At 59.4% G+C, this 17,584-nt stretch carries 19 protein-coding genes and 1 pseudogene; 7 read left to right on the forward strand and 13 right to left on the reverse strand.

All coding sequences use genetic code 11. The features are described from left to right. Positions 1-9 precede the first annotated feature (9 nt). Both AC3WN7_RS18235 and AC3WN7_RS18240 read right to left on the reverse strand, forming a co-directional pair. Positions 10-603 (reverse strand): PA_0111/PP_0108 family redox-active disulfide protein, encoded by a 594-nt coding sequence (locus AC3WN7_RS18235; RefSeq protein WP_102674501.1) that lies wholly within the window; start codon positions 601-603, stop codon positions 10-12. Further along, the gene (locus AC3WN7_RS18240; RefSeq protein WP_095967862.1) at positions 569-1,309 is read right to left on the reverse strand and encodes an SURF1 family protein; all 741 of its coding nucleotides are present in this window, start codon (positions 1,307-1,309) and stop codon (positions 569-571) included. Before AC3WN7_RS18240 ends, AC3WN7_RS18235 begins: the two co-directional genes overlap by 35 nt. A 71-nt stretch (positions 1,310-1,380) precedes the next feature. On the opposite strand from AC3WN7_RS18240, the gene AC3WN7_RS18245 reads away from it, so the two are divergent. After that, positions 1,381-1,584: a twin transmembrane helix small protein gene (locus tag AC3WN7_RS18245; protein ID WP_008045798.1), complete on the forward strand. Its 204-nt coding sequence runs from the start codon at positions 1,381-1,383 to the stop codon at positions 1,582-1,584. Positions 1,585-1,617: 33 nt separating this feature from the next. Here AC3WN7_RS18245 and AC3WN7_RS18250 read toward each other — a convergent pair whose 3' ends face one another. The 4 genes from AC3WN7_RS18250 to coxB form a co-directional block, all read right to left on the reverse strand. After that, complete coding sequence (locus AC3WN7_RS18250) at positions 1,618-2,505, reverse strand: cytochrome c oxidase subunit 3 (protein ID WP_095967863.1); 888 nt, start codon at positions 2,503-2,505, stop codon at positions 1,618-1,620. Between the two features lie 25 nt (positions 2,506-2,530). After that, positions 2,531-3,082, reverse strand: coding sequence for a cytochrome c oxidase assembly protein (locus AC3WN7_RS18255; protein WP_095967864.1), 552 nt, complete (start codon positions 3,080-3,082; stop codon positions 2,531-2,533). A 138-nt stretch (positions 3,083-3,220) separates the two neighbouring features. After that, complete coding sequence (gene ctaD, locus AC3WN7_RS18260; RefSeq protein WP_102674487.1) at positions 3,221-4,813, reverse strand: cytochrome c oxidase subunit I; 1,593 nt, start codon at positions 4,811-4,813, stop codon at positions 3,221-3,223. Between the two features lie 82 nt (positions 4,814-4,895). Next, positions 4,896-6,023 carry a cytochrome c oxidase subunit II gene (coxB, locus tag AC3WN7_RS18265; protein WP_102674486.1) on the reverse strand — a complete coding sequence of 376 codons (1,128 nt, stop codon included), beginning with the start codon at positions 6,021-6,023 and terminating at the stop codon, positions 4,896-4,898. Positions 6,024-6,392: 369 nt separating this feature from the next. Between coxB and AC3WN7_RS18270 the strand changes: the two genes are divergently transcribed. Continuing rightward, positions 6,393-7,043 carry a hypothetical protein gene (locus tag AC3WN7_RS18270; protein ID WP_095967867.1) on the forward strand — a complete coding sequence of 217 codons (651 nt, stop codon included), beginning with the start codon at positions 6,393-6,395 and terminating at the stop codon, positions 7,041-7,043. A gap of 109 nt (positions 7,044-7,152) precedes the next feature. On the opposite strand, the gene AC3WN7_RS18275 is transcribed toward AC3WN7_RS18270, so the two are convergent. The 3 genes from AC3WN7_RS18275 to AC3WN7_RS18285 all read right to left on the reverse strand — a co-directional run bounded on the left by AC3WN7_RS18275 (position 7,153) and on the right by AC3WN7_RS18285 (position 10,804). Then, positions 7,153-8,679, reverse strand: coding sequence for a SulP family inorganic anion transporter (locus tag AC3WN7_RS18275; protein ID WP_095967868.1), 1,527 nt, complete (start codon positions 8,677-8,679; stop codon positions 7,153-7,155). Positions 8,680-8,769: 90 nt separating this feature from the next. Further along, positions 8,770-9,501, reverse strand: a complete 732-nt coding sequence (locus AC3WN7_RS18280; protein ID WP_007969824.1) for a carbonic anhydrase — start codon at positions 9,499-9,501, stop codon at positions 8,770-8,772. A 244-nt stretch (positions 9,502-9,745) separates the two neighbouring features. Continuing rightward, positions 9,746-10,804, reverse strand: coding sequence for a PA0069 family radical SAM protein (locus tag AC3WN7_RS18285; protein WP_102674485.1), 1,059 nt, complete (start codon positions 10,802-10,804; stop codon positions 9,746-9,748). A gap of 209 nt (positions 10,805-11,013) precedes the next feature. On the opposite strand from AC3WN7_RS18285, the gene AC3WN7_RS18290 reads away from it, so the two are divergent. Beyond that, complete coding sequence (locus AC3WN7_RS18290; RefSeq protein ID WP_102674484.1) at positions 11,014-11,319, forward strand: hypothetical protein; 306 nt, start codon at positions 11,014-11,016, stop codon at positions 11,317-11,319. Positions 11,320-11,561: 242 nt separating this feature from the next. After that, positions 11,562-12,206: a dual specificity protein phosphatase family protein gene (locus AC3WN7_RS18295; protein ID WP_173862093.1), complete on the forward strand. Its 645-nt coding sequence runs from the start codon at positions 11,562-11,564 to the stop codon at positions 12,204-12,206. 41 nt (positions 12,207-12,247) lie between these two features. On the opposite strand, the gene AC3WN7_RS18300 is transcribed toward AC3WN7_RS18295, so the two are convergent. Together AC3WN7_RS18300 and prlC are read right to left on the reverse strand one after the other, a co-directional pair. Then, positions 12,248-12,535, reverse strand: coding sequence for a YheV family putative zinc ribbon protein (locus AC3WN7_RS18300; protein WP_007969831.1), 288 nt, complete (start codon positions 12,533-12,535; stop codon positions 12,248-12,250). Next, a complete protein-coding gene (gene prlC / locus AC3WN7_RS18305; protein WP_102674482.1) occupies positions 12,532-14,583 on the reverse strand; it encodes an oligopeptidase A in 2,052 nt (683 codons plus the stop codon). Before prlC ends, AC3WN7_RS18300 begins: the two co-directional genes overlap by 4 nt. 88 nt (positions 14,584-14,671) lie before the next feature. On the opposite strand from prlC, the gene AC3WN7_RS18310 reads away from it, so the two are divergent. From AC3WN7_RS18310 to AC3WN7_RS18320, 3 genes and pseudogenes are all read left to right on the forward strand, one after another. Beyond that, on the forward strand, positions 14,672-15,217 hold the full coding sequence (locus AC3WN7_RS18310) for a gamma carbonic anhydrase family protein (protein ID WP_102674481.1): 546 nt from the start codon (positions 14,672-14,674) through the stop codon (positions 15,215-15,217). A gap of 26 nt (positions 15,218-15,243) precedes the next feature. Further along, the gene (locus tag AC3WN7_RS18315; protein WP_102674480.1) at positions 15,244-15,891 is read left to right on the forward strand and encodes an HAD family hydrolase; all 648 of its coding nucleotides are present in this window, start codon (positions 15,244-15,246) and stop codon (positions 15,889-15,891) included. 35 nt (positions 15,892-15,926) lie between these two features. After that, positions 15,927-16,004: pseudogene (locus tag AC3WN7_RS18320) on the forward strand (outer membrane lipoprotein carrier protein LolA); the annotation flags it as partial. An 18-nt stretch (positions 16,005-16,022) separates the two neighbouring features. Here the strand turns inward: AC3WN7_RS18320 and AC3WN7_RS18325 are convergent. Both AC3WN7_RS18325 and AC3WN7_RS18330 read right to left on the reverse strand, forming a co-directional pair. Further along, on the reverse strand, positions 16,023-16,649 hold the full coding sequence (locus tag AC3WN7_RS18325) for an ABC-type transport auxiliary lipoprotein family protein (protein WP_102674479.1): 627 nt from the start codon (positions 16,647-16,649) through the stop codon (positions 16,023-16,025). After that, positions 16,646-17,584, reverse strand: a complete 939-nt coding sequence (locus tag AC3WN7_RS18330) for an MlaD family protein (protein ID WP_102674478.1) — start codon at positions 17,582-17,584, stop codon at positions 16,646-16,648. Before AC3WN7_RS18330 ends, AC3WN7_RS18325 begins: the two co-directional genes overlap by 4 nt.

Raw genomic sequence — 17,584 nt, forward strand, 5'->3', positions numbered from 1 at the left:
ACGATGCCCTTATCCGATGTTCGACAGTTTCAGCAGGTGGCGCAGATCGTTCAGCAGGTCCTTGCCCTTCACCGACGGGTCGTAGCGCAGCACCAGATTGCCGTGGGGGTCGATGATCCACAGGTGCGGCACGTCATTGCTCTGAGCGCCTTTTGTGTAGGCGGGCAAGTCCAGTGGATAGCGTTGCAACTGCGGGTACTCGCGTTGAAGTTTAGTCTCGTAATCGCTGTTCAGCGCCTGCGCGGCGGCCAATGCATGGCTGGCACGGGACGCATCGCGACCGAGGCCGATCTGGATCTGCCGCGCCAGGTACACCAGTTGCTGGCAGTCCACCGCGCAATCCTTGGGCGCGGTCACCAGGATCTGCCAACGCTCTTCCTGGGCCTGCACGCCGATGTCCGCGCGGGTCTGACCGTTGCCGATCAGTTCGCCGTGATAACTGCGGCCCTCGGGCACCCAGAAATTCAGCTTGTACATACCGGTGGCAAGGATCATCGGACCGATCACCCCGAGCAGGATCAGCAGCAGTTGCATACGCCCCTTGCGCCGGTTCACCGAAGGTTTCGCCTCAGACATGCTGGGTGGATTCATGGCCGCTCCCATGGTGTTTCTCCTTTGCGTTGTGCCAGCCGAGATAGAGATAAAGACCGAACAGGGCGATCGCCATGGCGAACCACTGCACGGCATAAGCGATGTGTTTTTCCGGGCCCGTGGCGACCACCGGCCAGTCGGCCTGATAGGTGGCCGGAGCGGTTTCGGCGCGTAGCTCAAAGGCAAAGCCTTCGCGGTTCAGCGTCTTCCAGAGACTGGCCGGTTCAACGGCCGTAATCAGCTTCGGCCACGTCGCTGTCGCCGGGTCTGCATGCAACTGAAATGGTGCACCGGGGGAGACGTAGACCCACGCGTCGAGGCTGACTGCCTCGGCAGGTGTCTTGAATTGCACGGGTGTGCGGCGTTCCGGCCAGGGCAGCCAGCCGCGATTGACCAGCAGCCAGAGCCCGCTGGCCTGATCATGAAAGGGTTGCAACAGCTCGACGCCGACCCTGCCGTTACGTTGACTGTTGTCGAGCAGCAGGCTGTGTTCGGCATCGAAGCGGCCGTGCAGGCGAACCCGGCGGAAAGCCGGGTCAGCGGTGTATTGCAGCTCGGTGCTGGCCATCGGCTCGGCGGCCCTGCGCTCGGCGTAGGTGTGCAGCAGCGCGCTTTTCTCCGCGCCCCGGCTCAATTGCCAGAACCCCAGGGACACCAGTAGCGGCAGCAACAGCGCGACCACCAGCGTTGGCACGATACCCGGCCGAAAGCGCTTCATGGCATTGCCAGAAAGTCGGTCATCGCGATAGCTATACTCAAGTGCATCGCTTGTCCCCCCGGAGTCCCACCATGCTCAAAGCAGCCATCGTCCTGATGCTGATTGCCACGGTTGTCAGCCTGTTCAGCGGCCTGTTTTTTCTGGTCAAGGACGACAGCCGCTCAAACCGCCTCGTCATTGCCTTGAGTGTGCGTGTCACGCTGGCCGCCATTACCCTCGGCCTGATCACCTGGGGGTTTTTCAGCGGCCAGCTGGTGTCCCACGTGCCGTGGTAGCTCAAAGCTTCAAGCTTTTAGTTTCAAGCTGCTTCAAAGCACATAGACGAAAACGAACAACCCGATCCACACCACATCCACGAAGTGCCAGTACCAGCTCGCCGCTTCGAAGCCGAACTGGTGCTCGCTGTCGAAGTGCCCGCGCATGACCCGCATCAGCATCACGAACAGGATGATGGTGCCGATGGTCACGTGAGCGCCGTGGAACCCGGTGAGCATGAAGAAGGTCGCGCCGTAGATGCCCGAACCCAAGGTCAGACCCAGTTCGCGGTAGGCGTGCATGTACTCTTCGGCCTGGAAAATGAGGAATGCACAGCCCAACACTACGGTGAGCGCCAGCCAGAGTTTCAGTGCGCCGCGATGGCCCTTTTTCAAGGCGTGATGGGCGATGGTCACAGTCACACTGGAGCTCACCAGCAACACGGTGTTGAGCAGCGGCAGACCCCAGGGGCTGATGACCTCTTTTGGTGGCGGAAACAGTTTCGAGTCGGGGTTGTCCAGCAGCGGCCAGGTGAACTGGAAGTTCGGCCACAGCATGTGCGTGATGCCTTGGGCGCCTTCACCGCCAAGCGCCGGCCCGGAGATGTGACGCACATAAAACAGTGCGCCGAAAAAAGCGATGAAGAACATCACCTCCGAGAAAATGAACCAGCTCATGCCCCAGCGGAACGAGCGATCCATTTGCGCGCTGTACAAGCCGCCGCGACTTTCCTTGATCACCGTACCGAACCAACCGAACAGCATGTAGGCCAGCAGTAACCCGCCGACGAAAAAGATCAGTGGCCCGTGGGATTCCGGACGCGCTGCTTTCAGATCATTGAACCAGGTGGCCAGGCCAAACACCGTGACGAACATGCCGACCGTGGCGATGATTGGCCATTTGCTCTGGGCCGGTACGTAATAATGCTCATGAGTTGCCATTTATTGTTCTCCTTATCGGGCACGCTCAGCCGCCAGTGTTTACAGCTACCGGTGGATGTCGGGCGGTGATATCGAACAGCGTGTAAGACAGCGTCAGGTGCTTCACATCCTTGGGCATGTCACGGTCAACGATGAAACGTACCGGCATCTCGATCCGTTGACCGGGCTGCAGCACTTGCTGGGTAAAGCAGAAACATTCGGTCTTGTGGAAGTACGCCGCCGCGGTGCTTGGCGCGATGCTCGGCACGGCCTGGGCACTCATTGGTTTATCGGTGGGGTTGTGGGCGATGAAGATCATCTCGTTCACCGCCCCCGGGTTAGCGGTCAGTTCGTCATGCTTGGGGTAAAAATCCCACGGCATATCGGCGGTATTGGTCGACAGAAACTGCACACGCACCTGCCGCGAGGTGTCGACCGTCTGCTCCCCCTCGTACTGCCCGGCGGTCTTGCCATTGATGCCGAAGGCCCTGCACATCACGTCGTAGATCGGCACCAGCGCAAACCCGAACACAAACATTGCCACCACCACCGTCAGCAGGCGCGTGACCAGTTTCTTCATTGAAATCGAGTCAGCCATGATTGCAAACCTCTACGCCAACCCCTGTAGGAGCGAGCTCGCTCGCGAAAAACCTGAGAACGCCGCGGGGTATCAGGCTTCCAGCGTTATCGTTGACGACCATCGCGAGCGAGCTCGCTCCTACAAAGGGGCAGGCGTTCATTTCACTTCCGGCGGCGTGGTGAAGGTGTGATACGGCGCCGGCGACGGGATGCTCCACTCCAGGCCTTCAGCCCCATCCCACGGTTTGGCCGGTGCTGGCGCGCCGCCGCGAATGGTCTTGATCACGATGAACAGGAAGAAGATCTGCGTGGCCCCGAACATGAATGCGCCGATCGACGACACCATGTTGAAGTCGGCGAACTGCAGGTTGTAGTCCGGAATCCGTCGCGGCATGCCCGCCAGACCCACAAAGTGCATAGGGAAAAAGGCCAGGTTCATGCCGATGAACGACAGCCAGAAATGCAGCTTGCCGAGGGTTTCGTCGTACATGTGGCCGGTCCATTTCGGCAACCAGTAGTAGGCCGAGGCGAAGATCCCGAAGATCGCCCCCGGTACCAGCACGTAATGGAAGTGCGCGACCACGAAGTAGGTGTCCTGGTACTGGAAGTCCGCCGGGGCGATGGCCAGCATCAATCCGGAGAAACCGCCAATGGAGAACAGGATCACGAACGCAACGGCAAACAGCATCGGTGTCTCGAACGTCAGCGAGCCCTGCCACATGGTACTGGCCCAGTTGAATACCTTCACGCCCGTTGGCACCGCAATCAGCAGAGTGGCGTACATGAAGAACAGCTCGCCCACCAGCGGAATGCCGACCACGAACATGTGATGCGCCCAGACAATGAACGACAGGAACGCGATACTCGCCGTGGCATAGACCATCGAGGTATAGCCGAACAGCGGCTTGCGCGAGAACGCCGGAATGATCGAGCTGACGGCACCGAAGGCCGGCAGGATCATGATGTACACCTCGGGGTGGCCGAAGAACCAGAACACGTGCTGGAACAGCACCGGGTCACCGCCACCGGCGGCGCTGAAAAAGCTGGTGCCGAAGTGGATGTCCATCAGCATCATGGTCACGCAGCCCGCCAGCACCGGCATCACCGCGATCAGCAGGAACGCCGTGATCAGCCAGGTCCAGACGAACAGCGGCATTTTCATCAGCGTCATGCCGGGGGCGCGCAGGTTGAGGATGGTGGCGATCACGTTGATCGCCCCCATGATCGAGCTGATCCCCATCAAGTGAATGGCGAAGATGAAGAAGGTCACGCTTTCCGGTGCGTAGGTCGTCGACAGCGGCGCGTAGAACGTCCAGCCAAAGTTCGGCCCGCCACCGGAGGTGAACAGGGTCGAAACCAGTAGCAGGAACGCCGCCGGCAACAGCCAGAAGCTGAAGTTGTTCATCCGCGGCAGGGCCATGTCCGGCGCGCCGATCATCAGCGGGATCATCCAGTTGGCGAGGCCGACGAAGGCCGGCATCACCGCACCGAAGACCATCACCAGACCGTGCATGGTGGTCATCTGGTTGAAGAATTCCGGCTGGACGATCTGCAGCCCCGGCTGGAACAGCTCGGCGCGAATCACCATCGCGAACGAACCGCCAAGCAGGAACATGGAAAACGCAAACCACAGGTACAGGGTGCCGATGTCCTTGTGGTTGGTGGTCAGCACCCAGCGCATCAGGCCTTTGGCGGGGCCGTGGGCGTGGTCGGTGGCGGTATGAACATGTTCATCGATTACAGCAGTCATGTCCTGTCTCCTGCAAACAGATGGGCTGGGCAGGCCGGGGTGCGTAGCCCCGACCGGTTCCTTACGTGCGCAATAGACCGGGTCATTTGCTTTCCGCCTGTTTCAGCTCCAGCACTTCTTTTGGCGTGACCATGTCGCCCTTGTTGTTGCCCCAGGCGTTACGTTCATAGGTCACGACTGCTGCGATATCGACTTCCGAGAGCTGTTTGCCGAACGCGGCCATGGAAGTGCCAGGCTTGCCGTGGAAGACAATGCTCAGGTGATCTGCTTTCGGTCCGGTGGCGATTTTCGAGCCCTTGAGTGCCGGGAACATCGGCGGCAGACCCTGGCCTTCGGCCTGGTGACAGGCCACGCAAGTGGTGTGATAGACCTTGTCGCCGCGCTCCTTGAGCTCGTCGAGGGTCCATTCCTTGCTGGTCAGCTCTTTGAGCTGCGCGGCCTCGACCTTGCGATCGGCCAGCCATTTTTCGTAATCGGCCTTTTCCTTGACCTCGACCACGGTCGGCATGAAGCCGTGATCCTTGCCGCACAACTCGGCGCACTGGCCACGGTAGATGCCGGGCTTGTCGATGCGGGTCCAGGCTTCATTGACGAACCCGGGTATCGCATCGCGCTTGACCGCGAAAGCCGGCACCCACCAGGAGTGGATCACGTCGGCGGAGGTCACCAGGAAGCGCACTTTGGTGCCGACCGGCAGCACCAATGGCTTGTCGACCTCGAGCAGGTAGTGCTCACTCTTGGCTTCCTTGTTGTGGATTTGATCCTGGGGGGTGGTCAGGTTGCTGAAGAACTCGACGTCCTGGCCCAGGTATTTGTAGTGCCACTTCCACTGGTAGCCGGTGACCTGGATATCGATCTCCGGCTCGCTGGCGTCGTACATTTTGATCAGGGTCGCGGTAGCGGGAACCGCCATGGCCACCAGGATCAGGAAGGGCACGATGGTCCAGAGGATTTCGACGGTGGTGCTTTCATGAAATTTGGCGGCCACCTGCCCGGTCGAGCGGCGGTGGAGAATCATCGACCAGAACATGGCACCAAAAACGATGATGCCGATCACCACACAGATCCAGAAAATGGTCATGTGCAGGTCGAATACTGCGTGACTGATTTCAGTCGCTCCAGGCGCCATATTCACAGTCCAGGCCGCTTGCGCCTGACTGAAAATCGACCACAACAGGAGGCCCATCCAGACATGTGGATGTCGCATCATTGCGGGTTCCCCTTATCGTTCTTGTTATCCCGCCGGCTTTCACCTGCGGCAAGGGAGCGGCTGCATCAGACTACGAACTTGAGCACCGGGCCTTGCTGCATATGCAGTCGGGCGTCATCAGCTAACTCCATTCCAACCCGAGTATAGACAGCACCACTGACCTCGCAATGCGAAGGCGTAAATCATCTGAAACAGCATTCACTTGCTTTGCAGGGCACGAATGGAGAAGGATGCAGACGAGTGGTGGCAAACCGATATAACGGAGCCGTCTCAAGGATGAAATAATTATGACAAATGCGTCTTAGCATTTTTCGTAAGCCAGCTAAGTTATGTCTTCCCTATTTCATTGCCTTGTTTCCTGGAGTTTTCATGAACACCGCCGCATTGCGCGAGCAGATCCAAAAAGCCCAACAACACGAAGCCGAGACCGGCCTGCTGACGCGTCAGCTGGAAAGTAAATTGCCTCATCTGCACCCGGCGATCCAATTGCCGGAGGCCGATACCAACGGCGTACTGACGCGATTTGTCGCCGCCTACATCGAAGAAGTGCCCGATCTGCTGGATGCAGCCAATGAAGTCGCCAGGGAAGCGGGCATTGAGTTACAGATCAAACCGGTGCTGACAATCGCCGAACAGTACTTCCTCCAGCCGCCGACCGTCCTGAACGGTCACGTCGGGCTCGACAGCCTGCTGGATGAAGCCTACCTGGCGCACAGGTTTGTCGAAGAGGTCAACGACCTGTACATCAAGCATTTCGGCCAGCCACTGATCCCCCTGGACATGACTGTCGCCAACCTGATTGCTCACCAATTGATCGGTGAGGAGTTCGCCAACCAACTGGACGAGGTGGTGCATCACGCGGTGGACGAAATGCTCAACGACGAAAGCTTTGCGCTGGAGTCGGTGGAAGCCTATCGCGAGAAGCTCAGCAGCCCGGACACCGGCGCCGCATGGAAACGCTGGCCGTGCATGTCCCGCCGCTTGGGCGTAGGCCTGGAGCTGGATCAGCCGGCTGCCTGATCCCTGAAACCTGTGGGAGCGGGCTTGCTCGCGAATGCGGTCAATCATTCAACGTTGATATCGACTGACACGCCGCTTTCGCGAGCAAGCCCGCTCCCACACAGGTACTTCAGCCAGCCGCGCCGACGCCGGTATTCGTCCGCACTCGCCCCTCAAGCCGACGCTTCAATCCCCGCGATTCAATCAACAGCTTCGAACCCTTGCCCGCATTGGCTCGTCCCCATTCCTCCAGCAATTCCAGACACGAGTGATCGATGTAGCTCAGGTTATTGAGCGGCACATGCACCGTCGTACCCACCGGAATGCTGCCCAGCACCCGGGTCAGCGCCGGCACTTTGAGGAAGGTCGCCGCGCCCGTCAGGCGCAACTCCATCTCCCCTTCCCGGGGCAGGTCGATCAGGCTGATCTTCAAGCGCGAGGCTTTCAGCGCCAGTTTCACCAGGGTCAGGCCAAAGCCAATCAATACACCCGTCAGCAGGTCGGTAAAAACGATGGCCAACGCGGTTGCCGCGTAAGTGAACATCGGCGCCCGACCGTACCGACCCAACCCTCGAAAGACCTTGAGATCCACCAGTTTGAAACCGGTGTACACCAGCACGCCCGCCAGGCTCGCCACCGGAATGCTTTGCAGCACGCTGGAGAGCAACAGTACGAACGCCAGCAGCCACAGGCCGTGGAATATGGTCGAAAACCGCGTGGTTGCTCCGGCCTGAACATTCGCCGAACTGCGCACGATAACGCCGGTCATTGGCAAGGCCCCAAGCAGGCCACACAGCATGTTGCCGATACCTTGCGCCGTCAGTTCCCGGTCAAAGTCCGAGCGCTGACCACTGTGCATCCGATCAACTGCCGCGGCTGAGAGCAAAGTTTCGGCGCTGGCGATAAAGGCCACGGCAAACGCCGCGATCAGCAATGTCGGATCGGCCAGGTTGAGCAGGTCAACCGGCTTCAGCCAGTCGATGGCCTCTGCCAGGTTGGCCGGGACCTCAACCCGTTTGACCTGCAACGCCAGCACCAGGCTGGCCAGCGTGGCCAGACCGACACCCAGTAGCGCCCCGGGAATGAAGCGCAAGGATTGCGGACGGAATTTTTCCCACAGCCACATGACAGCAATCGTCGACAGACCAAGCAAGCCGGCTTGCCAGCCAAACGTGGGCAATGCCTGAGCCAACGCCGCCGGGAAGGCTGCCAGGTTATCGAGACCCGAGGGTTTGGGCACCGCATCCAGCATTACATGCACTTGGGACAGGACAATCAGTACACCGATCCCGGCCAGCATGCCGTACACCACCGCAGGCGCCGTCACCCGAAACCAGCATCCCAGCTTCAATCGACCCGCCACCAGTTGCAGCAAACCCGCCAGTAACAGGATGGGCCCAAGCATGGCGATACCGTGTTGGCGGACCAGTTCGAATACCAGAACGGCCAGGCCCGCTGCCGGGCCACTGACTTGCAGCGGCGAGCCGGCCAACCAGCCCACCACCAGACCGCCGATGATGCCGGTGATCAGACCTTTTGCCGGTGGCAACCCCGAGGCAATGGCGATGCCCATGCACAGGGGCAGGGCGACCAGAAACACGACCACCGAAGCCAACAGCTCCCGTGGCAGAACAGCTTTGAGTCGAGCAGCACGCATGGTGAGTCTCCCGAAGTTTTCTTCAGGCATGGCAAAGCCAGGCTGCCTGAACGGCAGCCTCGGCTAAACCACACAACGATTTAGGAGGAGTTAGAAGCGCGCTTTGGGCGTCGCCACGGGAATTGGCAGGCTGCCATTGAGCGGCAGGAAACAGCCCTGATCGGCGTCGTACGCTTTGATTTCGCTGGTTTCGATGTTGTAGACCCAGCCGTGGATAAACAGCTGACCGTTGGCCATGCGCGAGGCAACCGACGGATGGGTACGCAGATGCTGCAATTGGGCGATCACATTCTCCTCGGTGAGGATGTGCATGCTTTCGCTTTCGTTAGAGCAGTTGCAGTTCTCCTGCACCATGGTCTTGGCCACTTCGGCATGACGCAGCCAGGCTTTGACCGTGGGCATTTTCTCCAGACTGTCCGGGTTGAGTACCGCGCGCATGGCGCCGCAGTCGGAATGCCCGCAAATGATGATGTGATGCACCCCCAGAGCCAGTACGGCGTACTCGATGGCCGTGGAGACACCACCGTTCATTTGCCCGTAAGGCGGCACCACGTTGCCGACGTTACGGGTCACGAACAGGTCGCCCGGGGAGCTTTGTGTGATCAGTTCAGGAACGATGCGCGAATCGGCGCAGGCGATGAACATCGCTCGTGGCCGCTGGGCCGTGGCGAGTTTCTTGAAGAGCTCTTCCTGCTGAGGAAAGATCTCATGATGAAAATGCAAAAAGCCGTCAACGATATGCTGCAACGCTGCATCGGCGGTTTCGGCCTCGGGTTGGGCGGAAGCCGACGCAGCCAACGGCTGTTTATCCTTGTCACTCATCAATTCATCCTCATTGGCGGGCTCAGGGAGTCATCCCGTGTGGTCCGGTGTGAAGCCAGTGGCTGGTTAAAAAACATCCAGGCCAAACATCTCGACCCATCAGTCACTCGATGAACAAGGTAGCGGCCGAATCTTAATTGAAACTGAATAAAACGCTCTAGAATGCGTGTTCCAGGTCACAAAAAACGTGACTAGCCTAAGGCGCGAGCGCGATCTTCAGTACTCAACCATAGGCCAATTGTCCTCAAATCAACGACATTTGGCGACCGGGCGGACAAAAGGCATTGCAGTCCAGGTCAAAGCCTTCCCGGTGATTGAGCCCCAGGCGCTTGATGGTTTTGGCAAAGCGCTGTGCAAGCAGGTCGGCGAAGGGACCTTCGCCGCGCATTCGAGCGCCAAAGCGGCTGTCGTAGAGTTCACCGCCACGGCTCTGGCGAATCAGGCTCAGCACATGCGCCGCCCGTTGAGGGTAGTGGGTCGCCAACCATTCCTCGAACAGAGGCGCCACTTCAAGCGGCAAGCGCAGCATCATGTAGGCGGCACTCTGCGCCCCGGCCGCATGGGCCTCAGTGAGCAGACTTTCGAGTTCGCTGTCGTTGATCATCGGGATCATCGGTGAACACAGAACACCGACCGGGATACCCGCCTCGCGCATGACCCTGATCGCCCGCAGCCGCGCCTTGGGCGCTGCGGCGCGGGGTTCGAGGATGCGCTTGAGTTCGTCGTCCAGCGTGGTCAGGCTGATCATGACCGCCACCAGTCTTTGGCTGGCGAGCTCGGTCAGCAGGTCCAGGTCACGAAGAATCAGCGAGCCCTTGGTCACGATGGTCACCGGGTGCCGGTAGCGCAGCAGCACCTCAAGGGTCTTGCGGGTGATCCGGTATTCGCGCTCGATCGGCTGATACGGGTCGGTGTTGGAGCCGAGGTTGATCGGTGCACATTGATAGCCACGTTTGGACAACTGCTCCTCCAGCACATCCACGGCGTTGGTCTTGGCGATCAGTTTTGTCTCGAAATCCAGTCCGGGCGACATGTCCCAATAGGCATGACTGGGGCGCGCATAGCAATAAATGCAACCGTGCTCGCAGCCGCGATAGGGGTTGATCGAGCGATCGAAGGGCAAGTCCGGCGACGTGTTGCGGGTGATGATGGTTTTCGCCGTTTCAATGCGCACCTCGGTGCCATGAGTAAACGGCACCTCCTGATACCAGCCGTCGTCTTCGGCCACCGAATGACTGGGGGCGAAACGGTTGTGCGGGTTGGTCGCAGTGCCGCGGCCACGGGGAGGAAATGGCGTGTGCATGAAAAACACCCAATGACTGTATGTGCATACAGTACATCGATCAAAACCGCTCGACCAGCGCCGTTCGGCACTTTCTGATTATTTGTCATGCACGCTTGCGTGAAGCAACCGGGAGAAACATATAAAGCCTGGCTGTTTCGACAAAGCCGCATGTACCATTTTTTTCGCTGCAAAACATAAACACCGATATTCTATAAAAGGATTTATTTATGTCGTTTTTTAATCGCCGCGGTATATTTTTGCAAAAACTTGGACCGACTGTAGTCGACCCCGATGAAGTACTGGTATCGATGCAGTTCGCACTCAAGGAAGAAGGCTGGGATGAAGAAAACTCGGTCGCGACCACCTCTTTGCTGGACTCCACCACACTGATTGCGTCCTCATACGACGGCGGCCAGTCTTTTAGTATCGGCAGTGTCGACAAAAATATTGATGGTTACGGGACCATCAATTCCGATGATAAGGAAAAACTGCTGGCTCTGGCCAAAGCGTACGCCAGCATTGCGAAATATTGAACCAAAGGTCCAGGCAACTATATTTTTATTTATCAGGTCCGGTCGAAGTTAATAATCGATCGGGTTTGATTTTTCTGTCGCCTATAACAATGCTCTTTCAATGAGCGAGGCTCGATCCTTGATGAAACATTCATCATCCCGTCAGCTTCACGATTCTTTGACAGCCCTCTCACAGGCCTTTGACCGGGCGTGGCTGATCCTTGCCAGCATCTTCCCGTCCCTTTCAGAACGGTCGCTCAAGCATGCCCTTACCACGATTCATATCTGCAATATGCCTGTCGCTCGTTGTACTTGTTAACCTGACACCGGCATTTGCTGACAACAGCACGATGCACCGTCCGGCAGATTGGGCTCAACCGATCGAGAAGCAATACAACCTCTTTCAAATATCGCCAACCCTCTACCGCAGCGCCTTGCCGGACAAGGACGCGGTGCCGCTGCTGGAGAAACTCAAGGTCGGTACAGTGATCAACTTTTTGCCTGAAGAGGACTCCAGTTGGTTGTCCACACCAGGCATCACGCAAGTGCAGCTGCCTTATCGCACCAACCATGTGGATGACGCCGATGTGCTCAAGGCCTTGCGCGCCATCCAGAATGCCGAAGCCAAAGGCCCGGTGCTGATGCACTGCAAACACGGCTCTGACCGTACCGGCCTGATGGCGGCCATGTACCGGGTTGTCATCCAGGGCTGGAGTAAGGAAGAGGCCCTGAACGAAATGACCGAGGGCGGCTTTGGTGACAGTACCCACTTCAAGGACGGCATCCGCTACATGATGCAGGTCGATGTCGACAAACTGCGCACGGCCCTGGCCAATGGCGATTGCAGCACCAGCCCGTTTGCCGCGTGCTCGATGAAGAGCTGGTTCAAGTCCGCTCATATCGAATAAAAAAGCCCCCGTAGCATGGAGCAACGGGGGCTTTTTTACACTCAGTGCTGTTCGTCGGGCTTTTTCTTCAGCTTCGGATTCGGGAAGAACTGGACCGCCTGAACCTTGGTGTCCGGGGCTTTGGGTGCGGTGGTGTTGACCCGCGTACCTAACTCCTTGGGCACCGACAGCCCTTGCTCATTGAGTGTGTCGGAATAACCGCAGGCCACGCACTCCCGGTGCGGGACCTGGTCTTCGTTCCACATCATCAACTTGTCCGGCTCGCTGCATGCCGGGCAGACCGCCCCGGCGATAAAGCGTTTTTTCGTAATCACAGGCCCCTCACTCATGCTGCCGCGTCCTCACTCAGGCCGCTGTGGCGCAAGAGTGCGTCAATCGATGGCTCACGGCCACGGAAGTCGACGAACAGCACCATCGGCTCCTGGGAACCGCCACGGGCCAGGATTGCTTCGCGGAAGGCACGACCGGTGTCGGCGTTAAGCACGCCTTCTTCTTCAAACTTCGAGAACGCATCGGCCGAGAGCACTTCAGCCCATTTATAGCTGTAGTAACCCGCGGCATAACCGCCGGCGAAGATGTGCGCAAAGCTGTTGGGGAAGCGGTTGTAGGCCGGCGGACGCATCACCGAGACCTCGTCGCGTACGCCTTCGAGCACTTGCAGCACGCTGCGGCCGTCGCCATGGGTCGCGTGCAGTTCGAAGTCGAACAGCGAGAACTCCAGCTGGCGGACCATCATCAGGCCGGACTGGAAGTTTTTCGCCGCGAGCATTTTCCCGAGCAGGTCCTGAGGCAGTGGCTCGCCGGTTTCGTAATGACCGGAAATCAGCGCCAGGCCTTCCGGCTCCCAGCACCAGTTTTCCATGAACTGACTTGGCAGTTCGACGGCATCCCAGGCCACACCGTTGATGCCGGACACGCCAGCATGTTCGACGCGGGTCAGCAGGTGATGCAGGCCGTGACCGAACTCATGGAACAGGGTGGTGACTTCATCGTGGGTCAGCAGCGCAGGTTTACCGCTGTCAGCCGGGGTGAAGTTGCACACCAGGTTCGCCACCGGGCTTTGCAGCACGCCGCCAGCCGTGCGGCGACGGTCGCGGGCGCCATCCATCCAGGCACCACCGCGCTTGTTGGCGCGAGCGTAGAGGTCGAAGAAGAAGCGGCCGACGTGCTGGCCGTTTTCCTTGATTTCGAACAGGCGAACATCCGGGTGCCAGGTGTCGAAGCCTTTGAGTTCGGCAATCTCGATGCCGTACAGGCGCTGGACGATGGCGAACAGGCCGCTGAGCACCTTGTCGATCGGGAAGTAGGCACGCAGGGCTTCCTGAGCCACGCTGTAACGTTGTTCACGGAGTTTTTCACCGTAGAAACCGCTGTCCCAGCTTTGCAGGTCCGGACAACCTTGCTCGGCCGCGTAGGCCTTGAGCTGTTCCAGATCCTGGGCGGCGAACGGCTTGCTGCGCTTGGCCAGGTCGCGCAGGAAGCTCAGCACCTGATCGCTGGACTCAGCCATTTTGGTGGCCAGGCTCAGCTCGGAGAAACTGCTGAACCCCAACAGCTTTGCCAACTCCTGGCGCAGATCGAGGATTTCTTCCATGACCGGGCCGTTGTCGTTCTGGCCGGCATTCGGCCCCTGGTCCGACGCACGGGTACAGTAAGCCGCGTAGACCTCTTCGCGCAGTGCGCGGTCCTGGGCATAGGTCATCACTGCGTAATAGCTCGGGAATTCCAGGGTGATCAGCCAGCCGTCCAGGTCCTTGGCCTGTGCCGCGGCAGCCATTTGCGCCTTGGCCGAATCGGTCAGGCCGGCGAGGGCGGCTTCATCGGTGACGTGCTTGGTCCACACCTGAGTGGCATCGAGCAACTGGTTGGAGAAACGGCTGCCCAGTTCCGACAGCTTGCTCTGCACTTCGGCGTAACGTTTCTGTTCGGCTTCCGGCAGGTCGATACCCGACAGACGGAAGTCACGCAGGGAGTGTTCCAGGATAGTTTTCTGCGCCACGTCGAAACCGGCGGCTTCAGGACTGCTGGCCAGGGCTTCGAAGGCCTGGAACAGCTCGCGGTTCTGGCCCATTTCGGTGGAGTAGGCACTCAAGGCAGGCAGGCACGACTCGTAGGCTTCACGCAGTTCGGCGCTGTTGCACACGGCATTGAGGTGGCTGACCGGGCTCCAGGCGGCACCCAGGCGGTCGTTGAGTTCGTCCATCGCCAGTACCAGGCCGGCCCACGTTGGCTGCTTGGCCTGGGTCTTCAGGATCTCGACGATGGCGGCGCGGTTGTCAGCCAGGATCTGTTCAATGGCCGGTTGTACGTGTTCGGCGCGGATGGCGGAGAACGGCGGCAGGTCATAGGACTGCAAAAGAGGGTTGTTCACGCTCACGGTTGATACCTTGGCTGGAGAAACATGCAGCCATCTTAATTACAATCGACGTTCACCGCAGCTATCAGCAACAGAGAGAAACCCTATCGTGAACCTTCGCAATTATCAGAACCACACGCCGCTGCTGGGTAAAGGCGCTTTTGTCGATGGCTCGGCAGTGGTGATCGGCGACGTCGAAATCGGCGAAGACAGCTCGGTCTGGCCGCTGACGGTGATCCGTGGCGACATGCACCGCATCCGCATCGGCGCGCGCACCAGCGTGCAGGATGGTTGTGTGTTGCACATCACCCACGCCGGTCCGTTCAACCCTGATGGCTTTCCGTTGCTGATCGGCGATGACGTGACCATCGCCCACAAGGTCATGCTGCATGGCTGTTCGGTGGGCAGCCGGGTGTTGATCGGCATGGGCAGCATTGTCATGGACGGCGCCGTGGTCGACGATGACGTGATCATCGGTGCCGGCAGCCTGGTGCCACCGGGCAAGCACCTGCAAAGCGGCTTCCTGTATGTGGGCAGCCCGGTGAAGCAGATCCGCCCGCTGACGGACAAGGAGCGCGCCTTTTTCACCTACAGCGCGGCGAACTACGTGAAGCTCAAGGACCTGCATCTGGCCGAAGGCTACGACCAGCTTTGACCTGGCTCCCTCATTCAGGACTCAACATGCATTACCAAACCGTTTTGTTCGACCTCGATGGCACCCTGACCGACCCGCGCGAGGGCATCACCCGTTCGATCCAGTTCGCCTTGGGCAAACTGGGTATCGATGAACCGGATCTGGGCAAACTCGAACACTTCATCGGCCCGCCACTGTTGCAGGCTTTCATGCAGTTCTACGACTTCGATGAAGCCAGGGCGTGGGAGGCGGTGAATTTTTACCGCGAACGCTTCAAGGTCACCGGACTCTACGAGAACCGCGTGTTCGACGGCGTCACACCGCTACTGGAAACCCTGAGCGGGCAAGGCCGGCAGCTGTACATCGCAACCTCGAAACCCTGGGTGTTCGCTCGTGAAATCGCCCGGCATTTCGATTTTGCCAGGCACTTCAAGGTGATTTACGGCAGCGAACTGGATGGCACCCGGACCAACAAGGTCGATTTGATCGCTCACCTGATGGCCGAAGAAAAGCTGGACCCGGCCAACACCCTGATGATCGGCGACCGCAAGCACGACCTGATCGGCGCGCGCAGCAATGGCCTGGATGCGGCGGCGGTGGGTTACGGGTTCGGCAGCCACGAAGAACTGAGCGCCGAAGCGCCGGCGTATCACTTTGAAACGCTGGCTGAGTTGCATCAGGCGTTTTTGCACTGATACGACGTATCCCTGTAGGAGCGAGCCTGCTCGCGATGGTCGTGAACGATAACGCTGGAAGCCTGACGCCCCGCGGCGCTCTCAGGTTTTTCGCGAGCAAGCTCGCTCCTACAAAGGAATTGCGCAGGCCTTCATGGTCTTGGTGGTGGCGCCAGTTTCTGTCCTTGCTCCACCGCCCAGTTCACCACTTGCGCGGTCAACTGATCATTCGCCTGACCGAACCCGGCCACCGCCGCCGGGACCTGCACATTGCTCAACGGCTGGTGCACTTCGAAGCGGCGACTGGCGAGGATGCGCTGGTCGTAGCTGCGCACCAGCAATGCATCCAGACGCACGACCACGCTGGCACTCGTACCCTGGTATTCCGTCTGGAACGCCTGCAGGCTGCCGCCCAATTCAAGATCGGTCTGAAAAATGCTGTCATCGGTGCTCAACAACGGCACACGCCCGTCATGCTGGAAACCTTGCAGCAGGCGATTGCGCACCAGCACCGGCGCCGGGTCGCTCCAGCGCGAGCCCTTGTAGTGGCTGATCACGTCGCCCTGAGGAATGACTGCAATGTTCGGACTGTTCAACGCTTCACTGGACTGGAACTTGGTCAGGCGCAGCGACCAGTGCTGCAGCGTGCCATGACTGGCTGGCGTGCTGCTCTGGGCTGAGGGCAATCGATAGACCTCGAAAAGCTCTGGCTTGGGCAGGATCGAGCACGAGCCGATCAGCGTGAAGCCAGCGAGGAGGGCAATCCGGATCAGCTTCATGGCGTGAATTCCTTGGTCTTGTCACTGCCCAGCAGGTAACCGCTGGGGTCGGCCTCCAGACGTTTGGTAATGACGCGCAACGAGGACAGGGTTTCGCGCATCTCGCGCACGGCCGGGCCCAGGCCATTGAGGCCTTGCATGCCGCTGTTGAGCGACTCCTGATTGGCGCTGATCAGTGTGTTGAGGGTGGCGCTACTCTCCTGCAGCGACTTCATCGCCTGCTCGGCGCTGCCCAGCGCTTCCTTGCCATGCTCGTTGAGCAGCCCGTTGGCATTGCGCATCAGCGTCGTGGTCTGCTCCAGCATGTTGTTGGCCTGCTTGCCCACCGAGGCCAGTTGCTGCATGGCCTGGCGGATATCGCCGCGCTGATCGGCGATGGTTCCGGTGGTTTGCTCCAGATGCTCCAGGGTGCTGCTGATGCGCGCGATGTTTTCCGTGGAGAACATCAGGTTGGCGTTATGCATCAGCGTGCTGACTCCGGCCATCAGGTCTTCGCTGTCATTGAGCAGGCGGGCGATGGGCGAGGGCGAGGCGACAATGGTCGGCAGGTGGCCGTCCTTGCCCTTGAGCGTCGGGCTCTGTGGCGTGCCGCCGCTGAGCTGGATGATCGAGGTCCCGGTAACGCCGGTCAGGGCCAGTTTGGCCTGGGTGTCCTCCTTGACCGGGGTATCGCCAGCCAGGCGAATTCGCGCCAACACCCGGCGCGGGTCTTTCGGGTCCAGGCGCAGCGAGATCACATCGCCGACCTTGATCCCGCTGTACTGCACCGAACTGCCCTTGGACAAACCGCTGACCGCCTCGTTGAACACAACCTCGTAGTCCTTGAACTCGGTGTCGACACTGGACTTCGCCAGCCACAGACCGAACAACAGCGCGGCCGTCACCACAATCACGGTGAACAGGCCGATCAATACATGATGGGCTCGGGTTTCCAT

It is taken from the genome of Pseudomonas sp. FW305-70, assembly GCF_058783925.1.

Excerpts from the sequence above, each read along its gene's own strand:
- AC3WN7_RS18250 (WP_095967863.1), bottom strand. The coding sequence starts at position 2,505 with ATGGCAACTCATGAGCATTATTACGTACCGGCCCAGAGCAAATGGCCA.
- AC3WN7_RS18285 (WP_102674485.1), bottom strand. The coding sequence starts at position 10,804 with ATGCACACGCCATTTCCTCCCCGTGGCCGCGGCACTGCGACCAACCCG.
- AC3WN7_RS18325 (WP_102674479.1), bottom strand. The coding sequence starts at position 16,649 with ATGAAGCTGATCCGGATTGCCCTCCTCGCTGGCTTCACGCTGATCGGC.
- coxB (WP_102674486.1), bottom strand. The coding sequence starts at position 6,023 with ATGATGCGACATCCACATGTCTGGATGGGCCTCCTGTTGTGGTCGATT.
- AC3WN7_RS18275 (WP_095967868.1), bottom strand. The coding sequence starts at position 8,679 with ATGCGTGCTGCTCGACTCAAAGCTGTTCTGCCACGGGAGCTGTTGGCT.
- AC3WN7_RS18245 (WP_008045798.1), top strand. The coding sequence starts at position 1,381 with ATGCTCAAAGCAGCCATCGTCCTGATGCTGATTGCCACGGTTGTCAGC.
- AC3WN7_RS18315 (WP_102674480.1), top strand. The coding sequence starts at position 15,244 with ATGCATTACCAAACCGTTTTGTTCGACCTCGATGGCACCCTGACCGAC.
- AC3WN7_RS18235 (WP_102674501.1), bottom strand. The coding sequence starts at position 603 with ATGGGAGCGGCCATGAATCCACCCAGCATGTCTGAGGCGAAACCTTCG.
- AC3WN7_RS18240 (WP_095967862.1), bottom strand. The coding sequence starts at position 1,309 with ATGAAGCGCTTTCGGCCGGGTATCGTGCCAACGCTGGTGGTCGCGCTG.
- AC3WN7_RS18330 (WP_102674478.1), bottom strand. The coding sequence starts at position 17,584 with ATGGAAACCCGAGCCCATCATGTATTGATCGGCCTGTTCACCGTGATT.
- AC3WN7_RS18255 (WP_095967864.1), bottom strand. The coding sequence starts at position 3,082 with ATGGCTGACTCGATTTCAATGAAGAAACTGGTCACGCGCCTGCTGACG.
- AC3WN7_RS18280 (WP_007969824.1), bottom strand. The coding sequence starts at position 9,501 with ATGAGTGACAAGGATAAACAGCCGTTGGCTGCGTCGGCTTCCGCCCAA.
- AC3WN7_RS18295 (WP_173862093.1), top strand. The coding sequence starts at position 11,562 with ATGCCCTTACCACGATTCATATCTGCAATATGCCTGTCGCTCGTTGTA.
- AC3WN7_RS18300 (WP_007969831.1), bottom strand. The coding sequence starts at position 12,535 with ATGAGTGAGGGGCCTGTGATTACGAAAAAACGCTTTATCGCCGGGGCG.
- AC3WN7_RS18270 (WP_095967867.1), top strand. The coding sequence starts at position 6,393 with ATGAACACCGCCGCATTGCGCGAGCAGATCCAAAAAGCCCAACAACAC.
- AC3WN7_RS18290 (WP_102674484.1), top strand. The coding sequence starts at position 11,014 with ATGTCGTTTTTTAATCGCCGCGGTATATTTTTGCAAAAACTTGGACCG.
- ctaD (WP_102674487.1), bottom strand. The coding sequence starts at position 4,813 with ATGACTGCTGTAATCGATGAACATGTTCATACCGCCACCGACCACGCC.